Here is a 22,826-nt window from a genome sequence, read left to right on the forward strand (position 1 = left end):
CGGGGTGCGCGCCCTCCCTCATGGGAGAGCGCGCACCCCGCTTCTCGCGTGTGGGCCCCGAGCGGGGATCAGCCGAAGCGGACGAGCAGGCCGACGGCGATGATCGCGATCACCCAGAGGACCGCGACGACCACGGTGACCCGGTCGAGGTTGCGCTCGACGACGCTCGAGCCCGACAGGCTCGACTGGACACCGCCACCGAACAGCGAGGACAGGCCGCCGCCCTTGCCGCGGTGCAGCAGGATGAACAGCATCAGCAGCAGGCTGGTGATGATGAGGAAGATATCCAGGGCGAGCTTCATGTAGGGATCGTGCCTCACGTCAGGTCGGGCGGTCGGGTGCGACCGCTACAGACTACCCGGTCGGGCGTCCGCGGTTGATCCCGGCGTGCCGGGCCGGCGAGGGCCCGACCCGCCGGGGGCGGGAACGGATCAGGGCAGCGGGCCGCCGGCGGCGATCGCGCACAGCTGGGCGAACTCGTCGGGCTTGAGCGACGCCCCGCCCACCAGACCGCCGTCGACGTCGGACTGTTCGAGCAGCTCGCCGACGTTCGAGGCGTTGACGCTGCCGCCGTACAGCACGCGCATCGACTCGGCCGTCTCGGCGTCGGCGAGCTCGGCCAGCGCGGAGCGGATGGCCGCGCACACCTCCTGCGCGTCGGCGGCGGAGGCGGTCTTGCCGGTCCCGATCGCCCATACCGGCTCGTACGCGATGACCGTGGAGGCCAGCTGTGCGGTCGTCAGACCCTCCAGCGAACCCTTGAGCTGGTTCACGACGAAGTCCACGTGGTCACCGGCCTCGCGGACCTCGAGCTTCTCCCCCACGCAGACGATCGGGGTCAGGCCGTGACGGTGTCCGGCCGCGGCCTTGGCCGCCACGAGTTCGTCGGTCTCGGCGTGGTAGTCGCGGCGCTCGGAGTGGCCCACGACGACATAGGTGCAGCCGAGCTTCGCGAGCATGGAGGCCGAGATCTCGCCGGTGTAGGCGCCGGATTCGTGCACCGAGACGTCCTGGGCTCCGTAGGCGAAGCCCAGCTTGTCACCTTCGATGACGATCTGGACGCCTCGGATATTCGTGAACGGCGGGAGGAACGCGACGTCGACCTTCTCGAGGTACTTCTCCGGGAGGGAGAAGGCGACCTTTTGCACGAGTGCGATCGCCTCGAGGTGGTTGAGGTTCATCTTCCAGTTGCCGGCGATGAGCGGAGTGCGTGACATGTTCTCTCCTTGTAGTTCCTGGGTGTCCGGGTCAGTTGCCGCGCTCAAGGACGGTGACGCCGGGCAGTTCCTTACCCTCCAGGTACTCCAGCGAGGCGCCACCGCCGGTGGAGATGTGGGAGAAGTTCTCCTCGCCGAGCCCCAGGGTGCGCACGGCGGCCGCCGAGTCGCCGCCACCGACGACGGAAAACGCTCCGGCGGAGGTCGCGGTGATGATCGCCTCGGCGACGCCGCGGGTGCCCGCGGAGAAGGCCTCGAACTCGAACACGCCCATCGGCCCGTTCCAGAACACGGTCTTGGCCGAGGTGAGCTTCTCGGCGAAGGCGGCGACCGACTCGGGGCCGATGTCCAGGCCCATCGTGCCCTCGGGGATCGCGTCGGCGGGAACCGTGGTGTGGGGGGCGTCGGCGGCGAACCCGTCGGCGGCGACGACGTCCACGGGGAGCGTGATGACGTCGCCGTACCTGGCCAGCAGGTCCTTGCAGGTGTCGATCATCTCCTCCTGCAGCAGCGAGGAGCCCACACCGTGGCCCTGTGCGGCGAGGAAGGTGAAGCACATGCCGCCGCCGATGACGAGGGTGTCGACCTTCGGAGCCAGCGCCTCGATCACGGCGAGCTTGTCCGAGACCTTGGATCCACCGAGCACAACCGCGTAAGGACGCTTCGGGTCCCCGGTGAGGGCGGCGAGCACGTCGACCTCGCTCTGCACGAGGTCGCCGGCGTAGGCAGGCAGGAGCTTGGCGACGTCGTAGACGGAGGCCTGGGCGCGGTGGACAACGCCGAAGCCGTTGGAGACGAACGCGCCGTCCTCGCCCACCAGGCTCGCGAGTTCCGCGGCGAACGCGGCCCGCTCGGACTCGTCCTTGCTCGTCTCGCGGGGATCGAAGCGGACGTTCTCGACCAGCAGGACGTCGCCGTCGGTCAGGCCGTTGGCCCGCTCACGCGCGTCCGGCCCCACCACGTCACCGGCGAGCTGGACGTACCGCCCCAGCTCATCTCCCAGCTTCTCCGCCACGGGTGCGAGGGACAACTCGGGGTCGGCCTCGCCCTTGGGTCGGCCGAGATGGGCGGTGATCACGAGTGCCGCGCCCGCGTCGAGCAGCGCGTTGAGTGTGGGCAGCGAGGCGGTGATGCGACCGGCGTCGGTGATGGTCTTCCCGTCGAGCGGGACGTTGAGGTCGCAGCGGACGAGGATCTTGCGGCCCTCTACGCCGGCGTCGAGCAGGTCGGAGAGCGTGCTCACGGCCATGTGGTGGAACTCCTGTCGGAAGAACTGTGGGTGGGTCACCGGGTGGGTGGGCTGACCGTGCGGCGCCGGTCGATGTGCGCCGGGCCCGGCCGGGACGCTCGCGGCGTCCCCGGACCGGGCCCGGTGGTGGTACGGGGTCGTCAGGCCCGAAGGCTCTCAGAGCGACTTGCCGACCAGGCCGATGAGGTCGGCCAGGCGGTTGGAGTAGCCCCACTCGTTGTCGTACCAGGAGGCGATCTTGATCTGGCCGTCGATCGCCTTGGTCAGCGGCGCGTCGAAAATCGACGAGTGCGGATCGGTGACGATGTCAGAGGAGACGATCGGGTCCTCGGTGTACTTGAGGATGCCCTTCATCGGCCCCTCGGCGGCGGCCTTGACCGCGGCGTTGACCTCGTCGACCGAGGCCTTCTTCTCGAGCTCGACGGTGAGGTCGGTCAGGGAGCCGGTGGGCAGCGGGACGCGAACGGCGTAGCCGTCGAACTTGCCCTTGAGCTCGGGCAGCACGAGGGAGACGGCCTTGGCGGCACCGGTGGAGGTCGGGACCATGTTCAGCGCGGCGGCGCGGGCGCGACGCGGGTCCTTGTGGGGCGCGTCCTGCAGGTTCTGGTCCTGGGTGTACGCGTGGATCGTGGTCATGAGGCCCTTGACGATGCCGAACTCGTCGGACAGGACCTTGGCCACGGGCGCGAGGCAGTTGGTGGTGCAGGAGGCGTTCGAGATGATCGTCTGCGAGCCGTCGTACTTGTCGTCGTTGACACCCATCACGATGGTGATGTCCTCGTCCGACGCGGGGGCCGAGATGATGACCTTCTTGGCGCCGCCCTCGAGGTGGCCGCGGGCCTTCTCGGCCGAGGTGAAGATACCGGTGGACTCGACGACGACGTCGACGCCGTAGTCACCCCACGGAACGGAGGCGGGGCCCTCCTTGATGGCGAGCGCGCCGATCTTGGTCCCGCCGACCGTGATCGAGGTGTCGTCGTAGGTGACGTCCTTGCCGAGGCGACCGAGGATCGAGTCGTACTTGAGCAGGTGAGCGAGCATGTCGTTCGTGGTCAGGTCGTTGACGGCCACGATCTCGATGTCCGTCTTGCCCTCGGCCTTGAGAGCCTCCACCGCGCGGTAGAAGTTGCGGCCGATACGTCCGAATCCGTTGATGCCTACGCGCACGGTCACTTCGATGTCTCCTTATTGGTGGTGCGAGAACGCTGGACGTCACCAGAGCCGGGTGGGGCCCGGGGACGTGACCCAGACTACCCGCCGGTGCCCGGCCACGTGCAGGGTGTTCTGGGGGCCGATCAGGCGTCGTCGAGCATGTCCTCGGTGACCACGGACTCGGTGTCCGGGATCCCGAGCTCGGCGGCCTTGCGGTCCGCCATCGACAGCAGTCGCCGGATGCGTCCGGCGACCGCGTCCTTGGTCATGGGCGGGTCGGCGAGCTGTCCGAGTTCCTCCAACGAGGACTGGCGGTGTTGGACGCGGAGCTCGCCGGCCGCTAGAAGGTGGTCAGGGACGTCCTCGGCGAGGATTTCCAGCGCCCGCTGGACGCGGGCCGCGGCCGCGACGGCCGCGCGGGCGGACCGGCGGAGGTTGGCGTCGTCGAAGTTAGCCAACCGGTTGGCGGTGGCGCGGACCTCGCCACGCGAACGACGCTCCTCCCAGACGTCCCTGGTCGACGTGGCCCCGAGGCGGGCCAGTAGGACCCCGATCGCCTCCGCGTCGCGAATGACCACCCGGTCCCCTCCCCGCACTTCGCGGGCCTTGGCGGTGACGCCGAGTCGGCGCGCGGTACCCACGAGCGCCATCGCCGCCTCCGCTCCGGGGGCGGTCACCTCGAGGGCGGACGAGCGACCGGGCTTGGTGAGCGACCCGTGCGCGAGGAACGCCCCCCGCCACGCGGCCTCGGCCGCCGCGACGGACCCCCCGACCACGGCCGCGGGGAGCCCGCGGACGGCCCGACCGGCGTTGTCGATGAGCCCCAGCTGGCGGGCGAGGTCGGCGCCCCGGTCGATGACGCGGAGGACGAACTTGCGGGCCGGCCGGCCGCCCGAACCCCCGATCGGGTGGATCTCGCAGGTCACGGAGAAGAGGGCGTCGAGTTCGGCGGCGAGCCGATCGGCGATCTCGCCGGAGTCGACCTCCGCCTCGATGACGAGTCGGCCGGAGAGGACCTGGAGCGTTCCGGCGAACCTCAACAGCGCGGCGACCTCGGCCCTCCTGGTCTCGGTGTTCCCGACGGGGACCCTCACCAGTTCGGACTTGACCTGTGCGGTCAGCGACACGCCCTGCTCCTTCGTTCTCGGTCGTCACCCCGCGCCCCCTGGCAGCGAGGCGGCGAGTGCCGTCGCCAGCGAGGCGGGGTCGTGGACAGCCCTCATGGTCCCATCCGAGCCGGTCTCGGCTATCTCCGCGGTCACCACGCGGGCGCCCAGTCCTGCCGCCGCGCGCTCGAGGTGCTCGCGTTCGGTGGCGCTGAGCGGCATCCGCGGGTCCACGAGCAGGACGTCGACGTCTACCCGAGGCGCGTGCTGGCGCAGGACGTGCAGATGCTGCTCCGCGGAGAAGCCCGCCGTCTCCCCCGGCTGCGGGGCGAGGTTGAGAACGAGGGCCTTGGTGGCGGCGGTCCGCGTGAGGGCCGCCGCGATCTCCGGTACGAGGACGTTGGGGATGACGCTGGTGAACCACGAGCCGGGGCCGAGCACGACGAGGTCGGCCTGCTCGATCGCCTCGACCACCCCGTCCGCGGCGGGCGGGGCGTCGGGGATCAGCCGCACGCGTCGGACGCTGCCCGGCGTGGTCGCCACGGCCACCTGCCCGATGATGGTGCGCACGACCCTGGGGTCGGCCTCGAGACCGACGACCTCGGCCGCGATGTCGAGGGCCACCGGGGACATGGGCAGGACCCGTCCCGTGACGCCGAGGATCGAGCCGACCGCGTCGAGGGCCTCGATCGGGTCGCCGAGGAGTTCCCACAGTCCGGCGAAGACGAGGTTGCCGACGGCGTGCCCCGCCAGGGCCCCGGTACCGCCGTAGCGGTGCTGGAAGAGCCTCGTGAGGCGGGCGTGTTCGTCGTCCTCACCGGCGAGGGCGCACAGCGCCATGCGCAGGTCGCCGGGCGGGAGGATGCCGAGCTCGCGGCGCAGGCGGCCCGAGGAGCCCCCGTCGTCGGCGACGGTGACCACCGCGGTGACGTGGTCGGCGACGAGCCGACCGGCCTTCAGGGTCGCCGAGAGGCCGTGGCCGCCGCCGAGCGCGACGAGCGAGGGGATCCGCTTCGTGGGTTCCGTCATCGCCGGGTCACTCCCGTCCGAGGTCGCGGTGGCGGACGTGAACGTCGACCGCGTCCAGGCCGGTCAACCGGCCCGCGAGGGACTCGGAGATGGCCACGCTGCGGTGCTTGCCGCCGGTGCACCCCACGGCGATGGTCATGTACCGCTTGCCCTCGCGTCGGTAGCCGGTCATCGCGAGCCGGATCATCGTCACGGCGGCGCGCAGGTACTCCTCGATCGACTCGTCCGCCAGGACGTAGTCCTGCACCGGCTTGTCGCGCCCCGTGTGCGGTTGGAGTTCGGGGATCCAGTGCGGGTTGGGCAGGAAGCGCATGTCGAGGAGCATGTCGACGTCCACCGGGACCCCGTACTTGAAGCCGAACGACTCGACGGTGAGGTGGAAGTCGAACCCCAGGTCGCCGAACGGCGTCTCCAGACGGTGGCGCAGGTCGTGAACGCTGAGCGCGGTCGTGTCCACGACGACGTCTGCGCGTCCGCGCAGACCCTCGAGGGTCCTGCGTTCCCGGGTGATGCCGTCGATGAGCCCGCCGCCGGACTGCAGGGGGTGCGAGCGGCGCACATTGTTGAACCGGTTCACCAGCGCCTCGTCCGAGGCGTCCAGGAACAGGATGCGGGACCTCTGTCGGCCGGCGAACAGCTCGAGCAGCTCACCCAGGTGCTCGTCGAAGCCCAGGCTGCGCGTGTCGGCGACGATCGCGAGACGGCGGGGTTCGTCGGCCGAGTCGTCGAAGCGGCCGAGGAACTCCCCCACGAAGGACAGCGGAAGGTTGTCCACGACGTACCACCCGAACTCCTCGAGGACTTTCGAGGCGGTCCCCTTTCCGGCTCCCGACATACCGCTGATTAGGAGGAGCTCACGCCCCCGGTCCCTGTCGCCGTCGTCGTCCATCGTGTCACCTCGCGTCGTTCGTCGCGGCCGACTCCGGCCGCCCCGCCGAGTCTTCCACGTCGGTGCCGTCCGTGTCCCCGGGCTCGGAGTCGGCATCGGCCGACCCACCGCTTCCGAGCGTCGCGAGGATCGACGCCGCGACGCCGGGCCCGATGCCGGGGACCGTGCACAGGTCCTCGACGGAGGCCGCGCGCAGCGCGGAGACGGTGGGGAACTTCTCGACCAGCGCCGCGCGGCGGGCGGGGCCGAGCCCGGGCACGTCGTCGAGCACGGAGGCGGTCATCCGCTTGGAGCGCGCGCCCCGGTGCGCGCGGATGGCGAACCGGTGGGCCTCGTCGCGCAGGCGCTGGAGGAGGAACAGGCCCTCGCCGTGACGCGGGAAGATCACCGGGTACTCCTCGCCCGGCAGCCAGATCTCCTCGAGTCGCTTGGCGATGCCGATGACCGGGACGTCGGTCACGCCGAGCTCGGACAGCACCTCGGCGGCCGCCTCGACCTGCGGGCGCCCGCCGTCGACGACGAACAGCTGCGGCGGGTAGGCGAACCGGCGGGCGGGCGGGGCCGCCTCGGGGTCGCCCGGCTCGTCGTCGACCGGTCCGTCCGTCTCGTCCGGGGTGAGCGCCGGGTCCTCGTGATGACGACGGAAGCGTCGGCGGGTGACCTCGGCGATGCTGGCCACGTCGTCCGAGTGGCCGTCCCCCGCGGCGTCGCGGATGCGGTACAGGCGGTAGTCGCTCTTACGGGGGATGCCGTCCTCGAACACCACGAGGGACGCCATGACGTCCGTGCCCTGGGTGTGCGAGATGTCCACGCACTCGATGCGCAGGGGCGCGGAGTCCAGCTCGAGGTTCTCCTGGATCTCCTGCAGGGCGGCGGAGCGCGCGGTGAGGTCGCCGCTGCGGCGCAGCTTGTGCTGGGTCAGGGCCTCGACGGCGTTGCGGTGGACCGTCTCGGCCAGGGCACGCTTGTCCCCGCGTTGGGGAACCCGCAGGGAGACCCGGGAGCCGCGCAGGCCCGAGAGCCAGTCGGCGAGCTCGTCGGAGTCCTCGGGCAGGGCCGGTACCAGCACCTCGCGGGGCACGGCGGAGGCGATGTCGCCGGACTCGGCGGCCTCGGCCAGGTCGGCCTCCCCGCCGTAGAACTGCGCGAGGTAGTCCGAGACCACGCCGGGGATCGCCCGGGCCGCGTCGAACTCGCCGTCCTCGTCGATCCCGTGCGCGTGCTCGACCACCCAGCCGCGCTGGCCGCGGATACGTCCGCCGCGGACGTGGAAGACCTGGACCGACACCTGGAGTTCGTCGACCTCGACGCCCACGATGTCGGCGTCGGTACCGTCGCCCAGGACCACGGCCTGCTTCTCCATGGCCCGGCGCATCGCCCCGAGGTCGTCACGCAGCCGCGCGGCGCGCTCGAAGTCCAGGTCGGCGGAGGCCTCCATCATCTGCTTCTCGATGCGCCGCATGATGGCGTCGGTCCGCCCGGCGAGGAAGTCGATGAGTTCATTGACGATCAGCCGGTGCTCGTCCGGGGTGACCCGGCCGATGCACGGGGCCGCGCACTTGTCGATGTAGCCGAGCAGGCAGGGCCGCCCGAGCTGGGCCTGACGTTTGTACACGCCGGCCGAGCACGAGCGCACGGGGAACACCCGCTGCAGGGTGTCGAGGGTGTCGCGGATGGCCCACGCGTGGGAGTAGGGGCCGAAGTAGCGGGTGCCGGGCCGGCGGGGGCCGCGGTAGACGAACGCGCGCGGCACCTCCTCGCCGACGGTGACGGCGAGCATCGGGTAGGTCTTGTCGTCGCGGTAGCGGACGTTGAACCGCGGGTCGTACTTCTTGATCCACGTGTACTCGAGCTGCAGCGCCTCGACCTCGGTCGAGACGACGGTCCACTGCACGCCGGCGGCGGAGGTGACCATCTGCCGGGTGCGCGGGTGCAGCAGTGACAGATCGGCGAAGTACGAGCTGAGCCGACTGCGGAGGTTCTTGGCCTTGCCCACGTAGATGACGCGTCCGTGCTCGTCACGGAAGCGGTACACCCCCGGCTCGGTGGGTATCGAGCCGGGGGCCGGGCGGTAGGAACGCGGGTCGGCCACGGCGCGTCAGCGGTCGGCGACGGTCTCGGGGTCGGCGGCCGAGGGCTTGTGGGCGCGGATGACGTCGCGCAGTCGCGACATGGCCTCGACGCCGTCCCGGCCGTCGAAGGACTGGATCGCCCAGATCCCCGCGTGTTCATAGGCCGGCAGTTCCAGCCGGGGCCAGTAGCTCGAGCGGGGGAAGGTCACGCCCACGATGTCCTCCCAGCTCCACCCCCGGGTCCGGAGGGGGCCGCGCAGTTCGACGCCCTGCTCGCCGGCGCGGACGCGGATGCGCAGGAGGGTGAGCAGGACGCCGGCGAAGATGAGGCCGGTGACGACGAAGGCCAGCTGGTCGGCGACGCCGATCGTCACGCCGGTGTCCCCGCGGACGAGGATGACGGCCCACACGACGTGGATGATGACGATGAGCACCGCCAGCGCGATCACCGTGGTGCGCATCCGGCGCGGGGTGTGCTCGAACTCCCAGGTGCCGTTCATCGGATGGTCCTCAGTTCGCGCAGGGCGATGGCGGCGCCGAGCGCGGCGGCCACCGCCTCCCCGCCCTTGTCCTCCGCTGCGCCCTCGTGGCCGTCGCGGTCGCGGGCCTGGTCCTCGTCCTCGGTGGTGAGGACGCCGTGGGCGACGGGCGTGGCCTCGTCGAGGGCGATCCGGGTGAGGCCGTCGGTCACCGAGCGGCAGACGTAGTCGAAGTGGGGCGTGGCGCCCCGGATGACGACGCCGAGCGCGACCACGGCGTCGTGGGTGCGCGCGAGCTCCTGCGCCACGACGGGCAGTTCCACGGCCCCGGTGACGCGGGCGAGGGTGACGGCCGCTCTGGAGGCCTCGGCGACGGCCAGTGCCCGGTCCACGAGCTGGGTGCAGATCTCCTGGTGCCATGTCGAGGCCACCACGCCGAGCCGCAGCCCGCGGGCGTCGGGGACGACCGGTTCAGGCCTTCCGCTGCCGCTCATCGCTGATCCTCTCCGTTCACGTCGGCGCCCGCCGGGCCGGCCGGCCCTTCGTCGAGCCCCTCGAGCAGGTGGCCCATACGGTCCCGTTTCGTGCGCAGGTACCTCAGGTTCTCGGGGGTCACCGCGGTGGGCATGGGCACCCTGGCCACCACCTCCACCCCACCGGCGCGCAGGGCGTCGGCCTTGGCGGGGTTGTTGGTCATGAGCCGGACCCGGGTGACCCCGAGGTCGCGCAGCATCTGCGCGGCGAGACTGAAGTCACGGGCGTCGGCGGGCAGGCCCAGGTCGAGGTTGGCGTCGACGGTGTCGCGGCCCGAGTCCTGGAGCTGGTAGGCGCGGAGCTTCTGGACGAGGCCGATCCCCCGGCCCTCGTGGCCCCGCATGTAGAGGACGATCCCGCGTCCCTCCTCGCATACGGCGGCGACCGCGGCGTCGAGCTGCGGGCCGCAGTCGCACCGCAGGGAGTGGAAGACGTCACCGGTGAGGCACTCGGAGTGGATCCGGACCGAGACCGGCTCGTCGCCGGAGACGTCGCCGGCGACCATGGCCACGTGCTCGACGCCCTGGAGGGTGTCGCGGTAGCCGTGGGCGGTGAGGGTGCCGGCGGGGGTGGGCACGCGGGCCGCGGCCTCGTGGACCACCTGCACCTCGTGTGCACGCCGCCAGGCCTGCAGTGCCTCGATGGTCACCATCGCCAGGCCGTGCTCGTCGGCGAACCGCCGCAGCTCGGGGGTGCGGGCCATGGTCGTGGGATCGTCCTCGGAGACGATCTCGCAGATCACGCCGGCGGGACGCAGGCCGGCCAGTCGGGCGAGGTCGACCGCGGCCTCGGTGTGACCGGGCCGCGTGAGGACGCCGCCGGGCCGGGCGCGCAGGGGCACCACGTGGCCGGGGCGGGTGAAGTCCCCGGGCACGGTGTCGTCGGCGGCGAGCAGCCGCGCGGTGCGGGCGCGGTCGGCGGCGGAGATACCGGTGGACACGCCGGTGCGGGCGTCCACGGTCACGGTGTAGGCGGTGTCGTGGCGGTCCTCGTTGATGGCCCGCATCGGCGGCAGGTCCAGGCGGAGGCAGTCCTCGGGCTCGAGTGCGACGCACACGTACCCGGAGGAATACCGGACGAGGAAGCCCATGAGTTCGGGGGTGGCGAGCTCGGCGGCGAAGATCAGGTCGCCCTCGTTCTCGCGGTCCTCGCTGTCCACCACCACCACGGCCCGTCCCGCCGCGATGTCGGCGATGGCTCGCTCGATGCCGTCGAAGGTGGTCACTGGTGCGGGGTCTCCTCGTGTCTGACGAGCCCGGGCGGCGGCCGCGGGTCCGGGCTCAAGTATGGCGCATCCGGTCAGCGGGACCCGCCACCGCGTCCGTCCAGCAGCCGCTCGACGTACTTCGCCAGCACGTCCACCTCGAGGTTGACCGCGTCCCCGTGGGCCAGGCCACCGAGGATCGTGGCCTCGAGGGTGGTGGGGATGAGCGACACCTCGAACCAGGCGTCGGCCTCGCCGGGCGCGCTCACCGCCGAGACGGTGAGCGAGGTGCCGGAGACGGTGATGGAGCCCTTCTCCACGACGTAGCGGGCGAGGTCGCCGGGCAGGGAGATCCGTAGGACGTGCCAGTGCTCGTGCTCGACGCGGCTGACGACGCGGCCGGTGCCGTCGACGTGCCCCTGGACGATATGGCCGCCGAAGCGGGCGTCGGCGCGCATGGCGCGCTCCAGGTTGACGGGGTCACCGGGCGCGAGGGCGGCGAGCGCGGTGCGGTCGAGCGTCTCGGCCATGACGTCCACGTCGAAGTGGGCGCCGGGCTCCCACTCGGTGACGGTGAGGCAGACCCCGTTGACGGCGATCGAGTCGCCGTGGCCCGCGTCGGAGGTGGCCAGCGGGCCGCGGATCCGCAGCCGCGCGGAGTCTCCCCGCCGGTCGATCGATTCGAGGGTGCCGAGCTCCTCAACGATTCCGGTGAACATCAGCGGGGTCCTCTCGTCGGTGGGGTCGCGGGCGCCTGCGTGTCGGGCGCCGCGGGCGTGGGTCGGGTGGTCGGCGCCGTCATGCGCAGGTGGACGTCGGCGCCGAGGACGGTGATCTCGCGAACGGTGAAGCCGTGCGCGTCGGCGAGCGTGGCGACGCCGGCCCCCTCGACGGCCGAGCGTCCGCAGCCGAGGACGAGCGGGGCGATGTAGGCGTCGACCTCGTCGACCAGCCCGGCGGCGAGGAACGCCCCGGCCAGGCGAGGGCCGCCCTCGACGAGGACGTGACACACGTCGCCGAGCATCGCGAGCGCCTCCGCGGGGTCGCGGGTGGCGAGGTGACGGAACCGGCCGTCGTCCCCCCGGACGGCCGCGCCGGTCGGCACGGCGGACAGGCCCATCACCGCCCGGAGGGGCTGGCGTGGGGCGGGGCGTCCGTCCTCGAGGCGGGCGGTCAGGGCGGGGTCGTCGGCGGTGAGGGTCCCGGTGCCGACGACGAGGGCGTCGATCTCCTGCCGCCTCGCGTGTGCGTGGTGTCGCGAGACGGGCCCGGTGATCCACCTGCTCGACCCGTCTGCCGCGGCCACCCTGCCGTCCAGGCTGGCCGCGTACTTCCAGGTGACGAACGGTCGGCCGTGGGCCTGTCGGTGGAGCCACGCCCGGAGCGGGCCGTCCCCGGCGGCGCGGACCTCGTCGTCGTCGCCCCTGGACACGTCGACCCCCGCCCGCCGCAAGGTGTCGGCACCGCCGGCCGCCACGGGGTTCGGGTCGGACACGGCATACACCACGCGCGCGACGCCCGCGGCCAGGGCCCGCGCGGTGCAGGGGCCCGTGCGGCCGTGGTGATCGCACGGCTCCAGTGTCACGACGAGCGTGCCGCCCCGGGCCGGGTCGCCGGCCTCGTCCAGGGCGACCACCTCGGCGTGCCGGCCGCCCGGCGCCTCGGTGGCGCCGCGACCGACGACCGCACCGGCGGCGTCGAGCACCACCGCGCCGACCGGCGGGTTGGGCGTGCTCACCCCGAGCGCCGCCCGCGAGAGAGCGATCGCCTCGGCGAGGGCGGCCCGCTCCCGGCGGCGCGACGCCGACGCCTCCGGGGTCGACCCGGGGGGGACGGTCTCGTCGGGCACGGTCACGCCCGCGCGGCGAGCGCCCGGTCGCGCAGGGTCCCGATCATCGCGTCGGGGTCCGGCGCGCCGTAGACGGCCGAGCCGGCCACGAACACGTCACAGCCGGCGGCCGCGCACTCCCCGATCGTGTCGGCGTCGATCCCGCCGTCGATCTGGATGCGGACGTCCAGACCGCGGCGGTCGATCTCGGCACGCAGGGCGCGGACCTTGTCGAGCGACTCGGGCATGAACTTCTGACCGCCGAAGCCCGGCTCGACGCTCATCACGAGGACCAGGTCCACGTGGTCGAGCACCTCGAAGCACATCTCGGCGGGCGTGCCCGGCTTGATCGAGATCCCGGCACGGCTGCCCTTGACGTGCAGCAGGTCCGCCACCGCCACCGGGTCGTCGGCCGCCTCGAGGTGGAAGGTCACGTTCGCGGCGCCCGCGTCGACGTAGTCCCCGACCCAGCGCAGCGGGTTCTCGATCATGAGGTGGCAGTCCATGGGCTTGTCGGTCACCCGGCCGACCGCAGCGGCGACCGGCGCGCCGAACGACAGGTTGGGCACGAAGTGGCCGTCCATGACGTCCACGTGGATCCAGTCGGCGGACGGGATCCGCTCGATCTCGCGGTCGAGTCGGGCGAAGTCGGCGGACAGGATCGACGGCGCGATGAGCGGCTGGTACGACATGCCGCCCAGTCTAGGCGGGCCGCGTCAGCGGGTCCGCCGCAGCGCCGCCATGAACATCGCGTCGGTGCCGTGCCGGTGCGGCCACAGCTGCACCCACGGCCCCGCCCCCGACCCGTCGGGCGGGCCGCCGACCGCGCCGCCGATGTCCGCGAGGATCTCTCGCACGTCGAGCGTCTCCACGTCGTCCCGACGCGCGGCCTCGCGGACCACCGACACGGTCTCCGACAGATGCGGCGAGCACGTCGCGTACAGCACCACACCCCCCGGTCGGACCAGTCGCATCGCCGAGTCCAGCAGCTCGCGCTGCAGAGAGACCAGCGCGGGGATGTCCGCGGCCGTCTTGCGCCACCGCGCCTCGGGGCGCCGCCGCAACGCGCCCAGGCCCGAGCACGGCGCGTCGAGGAGGACGCGGTCGAAGCCGGGTTCGAGGCCGGGATCGCGGCCGTCGGCCGTGTGCACCGTCACCGGAAGGTCCCGGGTGGCCTCACGGACCAGGTCGGCGCGATGCGGCGACACCTCGACGCCGGTGAGGGTCCCGCCCTCGATCTCCGCGAGCGCGCCCAACATGACCGCCTTGCCGCCGGGGCCGGCGGCGAGATCGAGCCAGCGTCCGCCGTCCGGGCCGTCCAGCGGCGCGCGGGCGGCGGCCAGCGCGACCAGCTGGCTGCCCTCGTCCTGGACCGCGGCCAGCCCCTCCCGCACGGCGTCGAGCGTGCCCGGGTCCCCCGAGTCGAGGTGCACCGCGTACGGCGACAGCTCGCCCTCGCGGCCCCCCGTGACCAACGCGAGCTCCTCGGCGGAGATCGCGCCCGGCCGGGCGGCCAGGTGGACCCTGGGCCGCGCGTCGTCCGCGGCGAGCAGCTCGGGCAGCTCCCCGGCGGCCGCACCGAGCGAGTCGGCGAACGCCCGGGCGATCCACTCCGGGTGGGCGGTGCCGATGGCCATTCTCGCCACCGGGTCGGTCACGCCGTCGCGTAGCGCCTCGACCCACGCGTCCGCGTCGCGCGCCGAGATCTTGCGCAGGACGGCGTTGACGAACGCACCGGCGCGGCCGAGCCCCGCGGTGCGGGCCGCCTCCACGCTGGTGTCGACGGCCGCGTGCGCGCCGATGCGCGTGAACAGCAGCTGGTAGGCGCCCAGGCGGATCAGATCGAGCACCGGCGGGTCGATCTCCTCGACGGGGCGCGACGAGGCGAGGGTGATGATGCGGTCGAGGAGCCCCTGCGCGCGGAGCGTGCCGTAGGTCAGCTCGGTCGCCAGGGCGGCGTCGCGGGTGTCGAGCTTCGCCCGGCGCAGCTCGGCCGGCAGCGTGAGGTTGGCGTAGGCCGCGCGCTCGCGGACCGCCGCCATGACCGTCAGGGCCACGGACCTCGCGTCGGGCCGTCGCTGCGCTCGCTGCTGGTCGCCCGACCGCTGCCGGCCACCTTGCTGCTGCCGGTCACCAGACCGCTGCCGGGCTCCCGAACGCGGTCCCCCTGACCGTTGCTGGCCGCCCGACCGTGGGCGACCTGCGCCCGTGTCCCGGGGGCGACCTCCGCCGTCTCCGCGCTTCGGAGCGTCACCGCGGCGCCCGCTGCCGCCGCTTCCGGCGCCACGGCCCCGTTCGCTGCCGCCGTTTCCGGCGCCGCGACCCCGTCCGCCGTCGGCGCTCACTCGAAGGCCGCCTCGGCGTCGAGGCGCGCACCGCGGACCCAGTTGAGTGCGTCCATCATCCTCTTGCCCGGGGGTTGGATGGTCTCGAGCACCATGGGAGCGGAGGCCGTGCCCACGTGCACGGCCTTCTTGTCCCACGCGATACGGCCGGGCTCGAGGTCGGGGGCGGTCTCCTCGGCCGGGCGGGCCGAGCCGATCTTCACCCGCTCGCCGCCGAGTGTCGTCCACGCACCGGGCGCCGGGGTGACCGACCGGATGTGTCGATCGACCGCCAGGGCGGGGTCGGACCACCGCACCCGCGCGTCGTCGACGGTGAGCTTCCCCGCGTGGGAGACGCCATCGGTCGGTTGCGGTACCGGGCGCAACTCCCCCGCCTCGAGGCCGTCGAGCGTCGCGACCAGCAGACCGGCCCCGGACTCGGACAGTCGCCCGAGCAGGTCGCCGGCGGTGTCGCGTGGCCGGATCGTCTCGGTCATCGTTCCCAGCACGGGGCCGGTGTCCATCCCCTCGTCGAGCCGGAACGTCGTGGCGCCGGTGACCTCGTCACCGGCCGCGATGGCGGCGTTGACGGGGGCGGCCCCCCGCCACGCGGGCAGGAGGGAGAAGTGCAGGTTGATCCAACCGTGCGCCGGGATGTCCAGAACGGGCCGTGGGACGAGGTGTCCGTAGGCGACCACGGGGACGGCGTCGGGCGCCAGTTCACGCAGCCGCTCGGCGAACCCGGAATCGCGGGCGTTGGGCGGGGTGAGGACCTCGATTCCCGCCGCGTCGGCGGCGGCCGCGACGGGACTGCGGGACAGCCCGCGGCCACGTCCGGTGCGCGCGTCGGGTCGGGAGACCACGGCCACCACCTCGTGGCGGTCGCTGTCGAGGAGAGCCCGCAGGGACGGGACGGCGACGTCGGGGGTGCCGGCGAAGACGAGGCGCATCGGTCACCTCACCGCCATGGCGTCGGAGAGCTGGTCGTAGACGACCCCGGCGCTGACGGCGGCGCTGCCGAACCACGCTGACGAGCGGATCTCGGCCATCGCGGCGCGGCGACGTTCCGGGGTGAGCCGCTGGAGGAACAGCACCCCGTCGAGGTGGTCGATCTCATGCTGGACAGCGCGGGCGAGGATGCCCTCCGCCTCGAAGCTGACCGGGTCACCCTTCATGTCGAACCCGCGTGCGCGGACCCGGGCGAACCGCTCCGTGGGCATCGACACCCCCGGGATGGACAGACAGCCCTCGTTGACCTCGGTGGTCTCGTTCCCGATGGCTTCCCATTCCGGGTTGACCAGGTGGCCCCGACGTCCTCCACAGGTGTAGACGAACACGCGGGTGGACAGGCCGATCTGCGGGGCCGCGAGACCGGCGCCCTCCTCGTGCGCGACCGTGTCCATGAGGTCCGTCACCGTCCGCGCCAGCCGGTCGTCGAAGGAGGTGACGGGATCAGCGGCGGTCCTCAGGACGGGATCGCCGAAGAGCCGGACGGGGTGGACGGGCATGCGTATCGGGTCTCCTCGGGGCGACGGTGATGAACAGCCATTCTAGGCGCTGCGTCAGTCATCCGATGTTCACGGGATCCAGGCGGACGCGCAGCGGATGGGTGGATCGTCTGCCCGCCCGCCGGACGATGAGGGCGCGCAGCTCCGCGGCGACGTCGTTCAGCATCGCCGGGGGGACCCGCAGGAGGACCCGCTCGGGATCCTCCACCTCGTCATGGCCGGGCAGCTCCTCGCCAGGGGGGAGGTCCACCGGGCCGAGCACCTCGACGCTGTCGGCGAACCGGAAGTCCTCGAGGAACTCCGCCAGCGCCGCCGCGGGGCCGTCGACCGCCATCATGTGGACCGCCGGGGGGAACCCGACCTCGGCGCGGTCGGCGAGCTCGCGCTCCGCCCAGCCCTGTGGGTCCCACCGGACCAACGCCTGGGCGACCGCGGACCCGGAGTCCGCCGACAGGAACACCCTGCCACCCTCGTCGGCCGGGCGGACGAGCCCGGCGGCGCCGATCCACAGCCGGAGCGCGTTCTGCACAGCCCTCAGGTCGGGCCGGCCGAGCAGCGCCCACGAGTCCAACAGCAGCGCGGCGCCGTAACCGCCGTCGGCGACGGGCTCCGCGCCGGGGGTGGACACGATGATCGCGGGACTCGCGGGCACGGAGTCGAGGATCTCCCCTCCCCCGCTCGTGCGGATCCGCACCCCGGGGAACATCCGGCCCAACTCCTCGGCGGTGCGCCCCGCGCCCACGACCCCGGCGCGCAACGCACGCGATCCGCAGGCCACGCACCGGAACCCCGGCTCGGGCGCCCCGCACCACCCGCACGCCAGCTCGACCGGCCCGTAGACCTCGTCCATGCGGCCGGCGCGCAGGGGGCCGTTGCAGCGACGACACCGGGCGGGCGTCCGGCAGGAACCGCACAGCAGAGTGGGGATGTACCCCTTCCGGGGAACCTGGACCAGGACCGGCGCGTCGACGTCGATCGACTCGCGGGCCATCGTCAACGCGACGGCCGGCAGGCGCGTGCGGCCGCCCGCGACGTCGCGTGCCTGGAGCGGGTCGGCGTCCGTCACGGCCACCACGCGCGGGGCCAGCTCGCGGACCAGGCCGGCGCGGGGCCGGATCTCGTGTGCCCAGCCGGTCCTCACGTACTCCGCGACTTCCGGCGTCCGGTCCACCGACGTCAGCAGGAGCGGGGTGCCCTCCAGCGCGGAACGCTGGGCGGCGACATCACGCGTGTGCGGATACGGAGCGCGGGGTTCGACGAAGGAGTCGTCACCGTCGTCGTGCAGCACGATGAGGCCCGGTTCGGGGAGCGGGGCGAAGACGGAGCTGCGTGTGCCCACGACGATCCGTGCATGCCCGCGGACCGCGCGCAGCCAGCGTCGGTACCTGGCGGAGGGGCCCACTCCCGCGGACAGGTCGGCGACGAGGTCCCGGCCGGCCGCTCCGCCCCCGACCACCTCGCGGCACGCCCCGGCGAGGCGGTCGACGTCACGTTGGTCCGGGACGATGAGCAGCACCTGCAGACCCCGTCGTCGGACGGAGTCGGCGAGTGCGGCCAACGACCGCGCCCAGTCCCGGCCGGGCGGCACCGTCCACACCCCCCGGGCCGGCACACCGCCGGTGACCGCCTCGAGGAACCTGGCGACCATCGGGTGGTCCTCCCAGCCCGCCGGTAGTTCGACCGGGCCGATCGACACCCCCTCGGGCGCGCCGGGCTCGGGCACGGACTTCTCCGCCGCCGCGTGCCGGGGCGGGATGGCCAGTCGGAGCACGTCGGACCGCGTGCCCACCCACCGGCGCGCGACGAGGTCCACCAGGCGCAACAGCGCCGGGGTGAGGACGGGTTCCGGGGAGACCACGCGTTCGAGCCAGGCGAGCTCGCCCTGGTGGTCGGTGTGGGCCGCGCGTTCGACGAGGAAACCGTCGACAAGTCGGCCGGCGAAACGCACCCGCACGCGTACGCCGGGGCGAGCCTCGGCCGACATCGACTCGGGCACCCGGTAGTCGAACTCGCGGTCGAGGTGGGGTACCCCGAGCAACGGCAGAACCCGGGCCACGGGGCGCTCGGCCGCCGCGACCCGGGTCGCCGGGCGCGTTGTCGTCACGTCGGAAATCCTCGCACCCCGCTACGACACCCAGGTGCGACGGCTCTACAGTCCGGCGGCCGTCCTGAGGTCCTCGACGCGGTCGGTGCGCTCCCAGGGCAGGTCGACGTCGGTGCGTCCGAAGTGGCCGTAGGCCGCGGTGGGGGCGTAGATGGGCCGCTTGAGGTCCAGGTCGCGGATGATGGCGCCCGGGCGCAGGTCGAACACCTCGGTCACGGCCTGCTGCAGACGGTCGATCTCGACCTTCTCGGTGCCGAAGGCCTCGACGAACAGGCCGACGGGGGCGGCCTTGCCGATGGCGTAGGCGACCTGGACCTCGACGCGCTCGGCCAGCCCGGCGGCGACGATGTTCTTGGCGACCCAGCGCATTGCGTACGCGGCGGAGCGGTCGACCTTGGACGGGTCCTTGCCCGAGAAGGCGCCGCCGCCGTGACGGGCCATGCCGCCATAGGTGTCGACGATGATCTTGCGTCCGGTCAGACCGGCGTCGCCCATCGGGCCACCGAGCACGAACCGGCCCGTGGGGTTGACCAACAGGCGGAAGTCGGAGGTGTCGATGTCACCGGCCGCATCGGCCAGGACCGGGTCGATCACGTGGGCGGTGAGGTCGTCACGCAGCGTGGTCTCGAGGTCGATGCCGTCGGCGTGCTGGGTGGAGATGACGATGGTGTCCAGACGCACCGCGCGGTCGCCGTCGTACTCGATGGTGACCTGGGTCTTGCCGTCCGGGCGCAGGTAGTCCAGGGTGCTGTCTTTGCGCACCTCGGTCAGCCGCCGGGACAGGCGGTGCGCCAGCGCGATCGGCAGCGGCATGAGCTCGGGGGTGTCCGAGCAGGCGTAGCCGAACATCAGGCCCTGGTCGCCGGCGCCCTGGCGGGCGATGGCGTCCTCGACCGACTCGGTGGAGGTGCGTGCCTCGTGGGAGGTGTCGACTCCCTGGGCGATCTCCGGGGACTGCTGGCCGATAGAGATGGACACGCCGCAGGAGACCCCGTCGAAGCCCTTGTCGGAGGAGTCGTAGCCGATCTCGACGATCTTGTCGCGGATGAGCTGCGGGATCTCCACGTAACCAGTGGTCTTGACCTCGCCGGCCACGTGGACCTGGCCGGTGGTGACCATTGTCTCCACGGCCACGCGGGCCGCCGGGTCCTGTTCCAGCATCGCGTCCAGGATCGAATCTGAGATGGCGTCACAGATCTTGTCCGGATGCCCCTCGGTCACGGACTCGCTGGTGAACAGCCGACGTGCCTGCGTCACAGTGCTTCTCTCTTCCATGGTGGGATCGCGTGTGATCGGTGCCGATCGCGTGAGAACGACACTAGTCGGTGCGGTCTGTGTCACTCCGGCGGGTCCGGCGGAGGCTGACCGCTGCGACCGCGTCGAGCAGCCGGTCGGCCAGGAGGTCCTTGCTCGCCCGGTCCAGCGTGGTCTCGGCGCCGTCGACGTCGAGGATCCAGCCCCCGTTGTCGTCCCGGCCGAAGGTGGTGTCCCGCCCGACCTCGTTGACGACGAGGAGGTCGCATCCCTTCCTCGCGAGCTTCGCCCGGCCGTGCTCGAGGACCGATCCGGAGGAGTCGCCGGTCTCGGCCGCGAAACCGACCAGGACGCAGCTGGCGGGGACGTCGCCGGCGGAGCGGGCCGCGACGAGGTCGGCCAGGATGTCCGGGTTGCGCTGCAGCCTGATCTCGGCCGGCTCGGAATCGCTGCCCTTCTTGAGTTTGGACTCGGAGACGTCCGCCGGCCGGAAGTCGGCGACGGCCGCGGCCTTGACGACGACATCGGCGTGGGCGGCGGCGCGCAGGGTCTCCTCCCGCAACTGCAGTGCGGACTCGATGTGCACGGCCTCGACGGCCGCGGGCACCGGGAGGTCCGAGGACGTCACCAACGTGACCCGGGCGCCACGGGCCGCGGCCACCGCGGCGATCGCGTGTCCCTGCTTGCCGGAGCTCCGGTTGCCGAGGAACCGGACCGGGTCGATCTCCTCGCGGGTACCGCCGGAGGTCACCACGACGCGCCGACCCGCCAGATCCCACGGCAGGGTCCCGCCGTCGAGGAAAAGCCAGGCCAGCCGGGCGATGTCCGACGGCTCGGGTAGGCGCCCGGCGCCGGTGTCGGCGCCGGTGAGGCGTCCGGAGGCCGGTGGCATGACGTGCACCCCGTCCCCGCGGAGGGTGTCGACGTTCCGCCGGGTGGCGGGGTGCTCCCACATCTCGGTGTGCATGGCCGGGGCGAGCAGGACCGGGCAGCGTGCGGTGAGCAGCGTGGAGGTGAGGAGGTCGTCCGCCCGGCCGCTCGCCGCGCGGGCGAGCAGGTCGGCGGTGGCGGGGGCGACGACGACGAGGTCCGCCCGCTGCCCGAGGGCGACGTGGCGGACGGACGGCACGTCCGAGAACACCCCGGTCGACACCGGATTTCCGGACAAAGCCTCGAAGGTGGCGGACCCGACGAAGCGCAGGGCCGCCTCGGTGGGGACGACGTCGACGTGGCATCCGGACTCGGTGAGGAGCCGGATCAGGCCGCAGGCCTTGTACGCGGCGATCCCGCCGCCCACGCCGACGACGACACGCTTGCCGCGCATGTCGTCCCCGGTGGGGCTCACTCTCCCTCGGCGCAGTCGAGCAGATCGGAGTGCAGCTCGCGCAGCGCGATGGTCAGCGGCTTCTCGTGCAGCCCCGGGTCGACCAGCGGACCGACGTACTCGAGGATGCCCTCCTCGATCTGGTTGTAGTACGAGTTGATCTGCCGCGCGCGCTTGGCGGCGAAGATTACGAGCGCGTACTTGGAGGACGCCCGCTCGAGCAGCTCGTCGATCGGGGGGTTGGTGATACCGATCGGGGTGTCGTACAGCGGGGTGGCCGCTGCGGCTTCGGTGGTGGCCACTATGGGATCTCCTCTGGGTACTGCGGGCGGTGTCTCGTGACACCCGGGTGACGCTGGGACCGGCGCTAGTCGCGGCCGACCAGCAATGATACCAACTCGTCGACGGCGGCCTCGAGTTCGTCGTTGACGATGACCACGTCGAACTCGTCGCGGGCCTCCATCTCGACCTTCGCGGTCTCGAGTCGACGGGCGACCACGTCGTGGGGTTCGGTACCCCTACCACGCAGGCGGACCTCGAGTTCTTCCCATGACGGAGGTGCCAGGAAGACGGTCGTGCCCTCGGGTAGGGACTCGCGGATCTGACGGACCCCGGCCAGATCGACCTCGATGAGGACCGGCCGACCCTCGTCCAGGGCGCGGCGGACCGGCTCGGCGGGGGTACCGGAGAGCTGGAGGCCCCGGTGGATCTCGGCCCACTCCAGCATGCGGCCCCCCGCGACCGCGTCGCGGAACTCCTCCGTGGTGACGAAGTGATAGTCGCGACCGTCGACCTCGCCGGGGCGGGGATCGCGGGTGGTCATGGAGACGCTGAAGTAGAGATCGGACAGGCGCTCGCGCAGGCGGGCGACGACGGTTGACTTGCCGACAGCGGAGGGGCCGGCCAAGACGATCAGCCGGCCCCTCTTCGCCGTCGCCTCCGGGGCGGCCCCGGACGACGGTGTGTTCATTCGCCGATCAGTCGACCGTGAAGTCGAACCGCTCGAGCAGTGCGCGACGCTGGCGGTCACCGAGACCACGCAGACGGCGCGTCGGCGCGATCTCCAGCTCGGTCATGATCTCCTGAGCCTTGACCTTGCCCACCTTCGGCAGGGCCTCGAGCAGCGCCGAGACCTTCATCTTGCCGAGGATCTCGTCGCTCTCGGCGTCCTTGAGCACCTGCTTGAGGTCGGTGCCGCCGCGCTTCAGGCGCTCCTTGAGCTCAGCCCGGGCGCGACGGGCGGCAGCCGCCTTCTCCAGAGCAGCAGCGCGCTGCTCATCGGTCAACTGGGGAAGGGCCACAATTCCTCCGTCTCGTTCGTGTGTGTCTCATGACTCACGCGGGTGTCCACCGTAGGACACCCCCGCCTGGTGTGCGGTGACCGTCCCCGGCGCGTCCGCGGGCTGCGGAACGCCTCCGGGAGCGGGCGCTCCCTCGTGCTCACCGTACCCGGGCGGTTCCGACTTCCCCGAGGGGATGTCGACTGTTCCGGGCCTGATGACCTCAGCAACAGTACGCGGCCGAGGGACCCCGTACCAGCGCGGGGCCCCGTA

General features: G+C 72.4%; 23 protein-coding genes. All 23 read right to left on the reverse strand.

All coding sequences use genetic code 11. The features are described from left to right. Window positions 1-68 precede the first annotated feature (68 nt). Entirely contained in the window at window positions 69-302 is a 234-nt protein-coding gene (gene secG, locus DCI01S_RS07470; RefSeq protein WP_007628575.1) for a preprotein translocase subunit SecG, read from the reverse strand. A gap of 129 nt (window positions 303-431) precedes the next feature. Then, window positions 432-1,217 (reverse strand): triose-phosphate isomerase, encoded by a 786-nt coding sequence (gene tpiA, locus DCI01S_RS07475; protein ID WP_061228641.1) that lies wholly within the window; start codon window positions 1,215-1,217, stop codon window positions 432-434. A gap of 31 nt (window positions 1,218-1,248) precedes the next feature. Continuing rightward, on the reverse strand, window positions 1,249-2,466 hold the full coding sequence (locus tag DCI01S_RS07480) for a phosphoglycerate kinase (protein WP_061228642.1): 1,218 nt from the start codon (window positions 2,464-2,466) through the stop codon (window positions 1,249-1,251). A gap of 156 nt (window positions 2,467-2,622) precedes the next feature. Then, entirely contained in the window at window positions 2,623-3,639 is a 1,017-nt protein-coding gene (gene gap, locus DCI01S_RS07485) for a type I glyceraldehyde-3-phosphate dehydrogenase (protein WP_061228643.1), read from the reverse strand. Window positions 3,640-3,761: 122 nt separating this feature from the next. Beyond that, on the reverse strand, window positions 3,762-4,745 hold the full coding sequence (gene whiA, locus DCI01S_RS07490; RefSeq protein ID WP_061228644.1) for a DNA-binding protein WhiA: 984 nt from the start codon (window positions 4,743-4,745) through the stop codon (window positions 3,762-3,764). Between the two features lie 24 nt (window positions 4,746-4,769). After that, the gene (locus DCI01S_RS07495; protein WP_061228645.1) at window positions 4,770-5,753 is read right to left on the reverse strand and encodes a gluconeogenesis factor YvcK family protein; all 984 of its coding nucleotides are present in this window, start codon (window positions 5,751-5,753) and stop codon (window positions 4,770-4,772) included. Window positions 5,754-5,760: 7 nt separating this feature from the next. After that, a complete protein-coding gene (rapZ, locus tag DCI01S_RS07500) occupies window positions 5,761-6,642 on the reverse strand; it encodes an RNase adapter RapZ (RefSeq protein ID WP_061228646.1) in 882 nt (293 codons plus the stop codon). 4 nt (window positions 6,643-6,646) lie between these two features. Next, window positions 6,647-8,734 carry an excinuclease ABC subunit UvrC gene (uvrC, locus tag DCI01S_RS07505; RefSeq protein ID WP_061228647.1) on the reverse strand — a complete coding sequence of 696 codons (2,088 nt, stop codon included), beginning with the start codon at window positions 8,732-8,734 and terminating at the stop codon, window positions 6,647-6,649. A 6-nt stretch (window positions 8,735-8,740) separates the two neighbouring features. Further along, window positions 8,741-9,214: a PH domain-containing protein gene (locus tag DCI01S_RS07510; RefSeq protein ID WP_061228648.1), complete on the reverse strand. Its 474-nt coding sequence runs from the start codon at window positions 9,212-9,214 to the stop codon at window positions 8,741-8,743. After that, complete coding sequence (gene ribH, locus DCI01S_RS07515) at window positions 9,211-9,687, reverse strand: 6,7-dimethyl-8-ribityllumazine synthase (RefSeq protein WP_061228649.1); 477 nt, start codon at window positions 9,685-9,687, stop codon at window positions 9,211-9,213. The genes DCI01S_RS07510 and ribH overlap by 4 nt, the downstream gene beginning before the upstream one ends. After that, entirely contained in the window at window positions 9,684-10,952 is a 1,269-nt protein-coding gene (locus DCI01S_RS07520) for a bifunctional 3,4-dihydroxy-2-butanone-4-phosphate synthase/GTP cyclohydrolase II (protein ID WP_061228650.1), read from the reverse strand. The genes ribH and DCI01S_RS07520 overlap by 4 nt, the downstream gene beginning before the upstream one ends. A 74-nt stretch (window positions 10,953-11,026) precedes the next feature. After that, window positions 11,027-11,650 (reverse strand): riboflavin synthase, encoded by a 624-nt coding sequence (locus tag DCI01S_RS07525; RefSeq protein WP_061228651.1) that lies wholly within the window; start codon window positions 11,648-11,650, stop codon window positions 11,027-11,029. Further along, a complete protein-coding gene (gene ribD, locus DCI01S_RS07530) occupies window positions 11,650-12,780 on the reverse strand; it encodes a bifunctional diaminohydroxyphosphoribosylaminopyrimidine deaminase/5-amino-6-(5-phosphoribosylamino)uracil reductase RibD (protein ID WP_156482554.1) in 1,131 nt (376 codons plus the stop codon). The genes DCI01S_RS07525 and ribD overlap by 1 nt, the downstream gene beginning before the upstream one ends. Before the next feature lie 2 nt (window positions 12,781-12,782). Further along, on the reverse strand, window positions 12,783-13,451 hold the full coding sequence (rpe, locus tag DCI01S_RS07535) for a ribulose-phosphate 3-epimerase (RefSeq protein WP_061228652.1): 669 nt from the start codon (window positions 13,449-13,451) through the stop codon (window positions 12,783-12,785). A 24-nt stretch (window positions 13,452-13,475) separates the two neighbouring features. After that, window positions 13,476-14,816 (reverse strand): RsmB/NOP family class I SAM-dependent RNA methyltransferase, encoded by a 1,341-nt coding sequence (locus tag DCI01S_RS07540; protein ID WP_082767689.1) that lies wholly within the window; start codon window positions 14,814-14,816, stop codon window positions 13,476-13,478. A 284-nt stretch (window positions 14,817-15,100) separates the two neighbouring features. Beyond that, window positions 15,101-16,033 carry a methionyl-tRNA formyltransferase gene (gene fmt, locus DCI01S_RS07545; protein ID WP_061228653.1) on the reverse strand — a complete coding sequence of 311 codons (933 nt, stop codon included), beginning with the start codon at window positions 16,031-16,033 and terminating at the stop codon, window positions 15,101-15,103. Between the two features lie 3 nt (window positions 16,034-16,036). Further along, on the reverse strand, window positions 16,037-16,591 hold the full coding sequence (def, locus tag DCI01S_RS07550) for a peptide deformylase (protein WP_007631910.1): 555 nt from the start codon (window positions 16,589-16,591) through the stop codon (window positions 16,037-16,039). A gap of 58 nt (window positions 16,592-16,649) precedes the next feature. Beyond that, the gene (locus DCI01S_RS07555; protein WP_007631912.1) at window positions 16,650-18,695 is read right to left on the reverse strand and encodes a primosomal protein N'; all 2,046 of its coding nucleotides are present in this window, start codon (window positions 18,693-18,695) and stop codon (window positions 16,650-16,652) included. A gap of 45 nt (window positions 18,696-18,740) precedes the next feature. Then, on the reverse strand, window positions 18,741-19,952 hold the full coding sequence (metK, locus tag DCI01S_RS07560; RefSeq protein WP_174521537.1) for a methionine adenosyltransferase: 1,212 nt from the start codon (window positions 19,950-19,952) through the stop codon (window positions 18,741-18,743). Window positions 19,953-20,013: 61 nt separating this feature from the next. Beyond that, entirely contained in the window at window positions 20,014-21,294 is a 1,281-nt protein-coding gene (coaBC, locus tag DCI01S_RS07565; RefSeq protein WP_174521538.1) for a bifunctional phosphopantothenoylcysteine decarboxylase/phosphopantothenate--cysteine ligase CoaBC, read from the reverse strand. Further along, window positions 21,291-21,575, reverse strand: a complete 285-nt coding sequence (gene rpoZ / locus DCI01S_RS07570; protein WP_061228655.1) for a DNA-directed RNA polymerase subunit omega — start codon at window positions 21,573-21,575, stop codon at window positions 21,291-21,293. The genes coaBC and rpoZ overlap by 4 nt, the downstream gene beginning before the upstream one ends. A gap of 65 nt (window positions 21,576-21,640) precedes the next feature. Beyond that, entirely contained in the window at window positions 21,641-22,243 is a 603-nt protein-coding gene (gene gmk, locus DCI01S_RS07575) for a guanylate kinase (RefSeq protein ID WP_061228656.1), read from the reverse strand. Window positions 22,244-22,250: 7 nt separating this feature from the next. Continuing rightward, window positions 22,251-22,574, reverse strand: coding sequence for an integration host factor, actinobacterial type (gene mihF, locus DCI01S_RS07580; RefSeq protein ID WP_007631925.1), 324 nt, complete (start codon window positions 22,572-22,574; stop codon window positions 22,251-22,253). Window positions 22,575-22,826 lie beyond the last annotated feature (252 nt).

Origin of the sequence: Dietzia cinnamea NBRC 102147, assembly GCF_001571065.1 — a bacterium.
Lineage (GTDB): Bacteria > Actinomycetota > Actinomycetes > Mycobacteriales > Mycobacteriaceae > Dietzia > Dietzia cinnamea.

What these genes read in the sequence shown, in the direction of transcription:
- secG (WP_007628575.1), bottom strand. Translation starts at nt 302, where the DNA reads ATGAAGCTCGCCCTGGATATCTTCCTCATCATCACCAGCCTGCTGCTG.
- tpiA (WP_061228641.1), bottom strand. Translation starts at nt 1,217, where the DNA reads ATGTCACGCACTCCGCTCATCGCCGGCAACTGGAAGATGAACCTCAAC.
- DCI01S_RS07480 (WP_061228642.1), bottom strand. Translation starts at nt 2,466, where the DNA reads ATGGCCGTGAGCACGCTCTCCGACCTGCTCGACGCCGGCGTAGAGGGC.
- DCI01S_RS07495 (WP_061228645.1), bottom strand. Translation starts at nt 5,753, where the DNA reads ATGACGGAACCCACGAAGCGGATCCCCTCGCTCGTCGCGCTCGGCGGC.
- rapZ (WP_061228646.1), bottom strand. Translation starts at nt 6,642, where the DNA reads ATGGACGACGACGGCGACAGGGACCGGGGGCGTGAGCTCCTCCTAATC.
- DCI01S_RS07510 (WP_061228648.1), bottom strand. Translation starts at nt 9,214, where the DNA reads ATGAACGGCACCTGGGAGTTCGAGCACACCCCGCGCCGGATGCGCACC.
- ribH (WP_061228649.1), bottom strand. Translation starts at nt 9,687, where the DNA reads ATGAGCGGCAGCGGAAGGCCTGAACCGGTCGTCCCCGACGCCCGCGGG.
- DCI01S_RS07525 (WP_061228651.1), bottom strand. Translation starts at nt 11,650, where the DNA reads ATGTTCACCGGAATCGTTGAGGAGCTCGGCACCCTCGAATCGATCGAC.
- rpe (WP_061228652.1), bottom strand. Translation starts at nt 13,451, where the DNA reads ATGTCGTACCAGCCGCTCATCGCGCCGTCGATCCTGTCCGCCGACTTC.
- fmt (WP_061228653.1), bottom strand. Translation starts at nt 16,033, where the DNA reads ATGCGCCTCGTCTTCGCCGGCACCCCCGACGTCGCCGTCCCGTCCCTG.
- def (WP_007631910.1), bottom strand. Translation starts at nt 16,591, where the DNA reads ATGCCCGTCCACCCCGTCCGGCTCTTCGGCGATCCCGTCCTGAGGACC.
- gmk (WP_061228656.1), bottom strand. Translation starts at nt 22,243, where the DNA reads ATGAACACACCGTCGTCCGGGGCCGCCCCGGAGGCGACGGCGAAGAGG.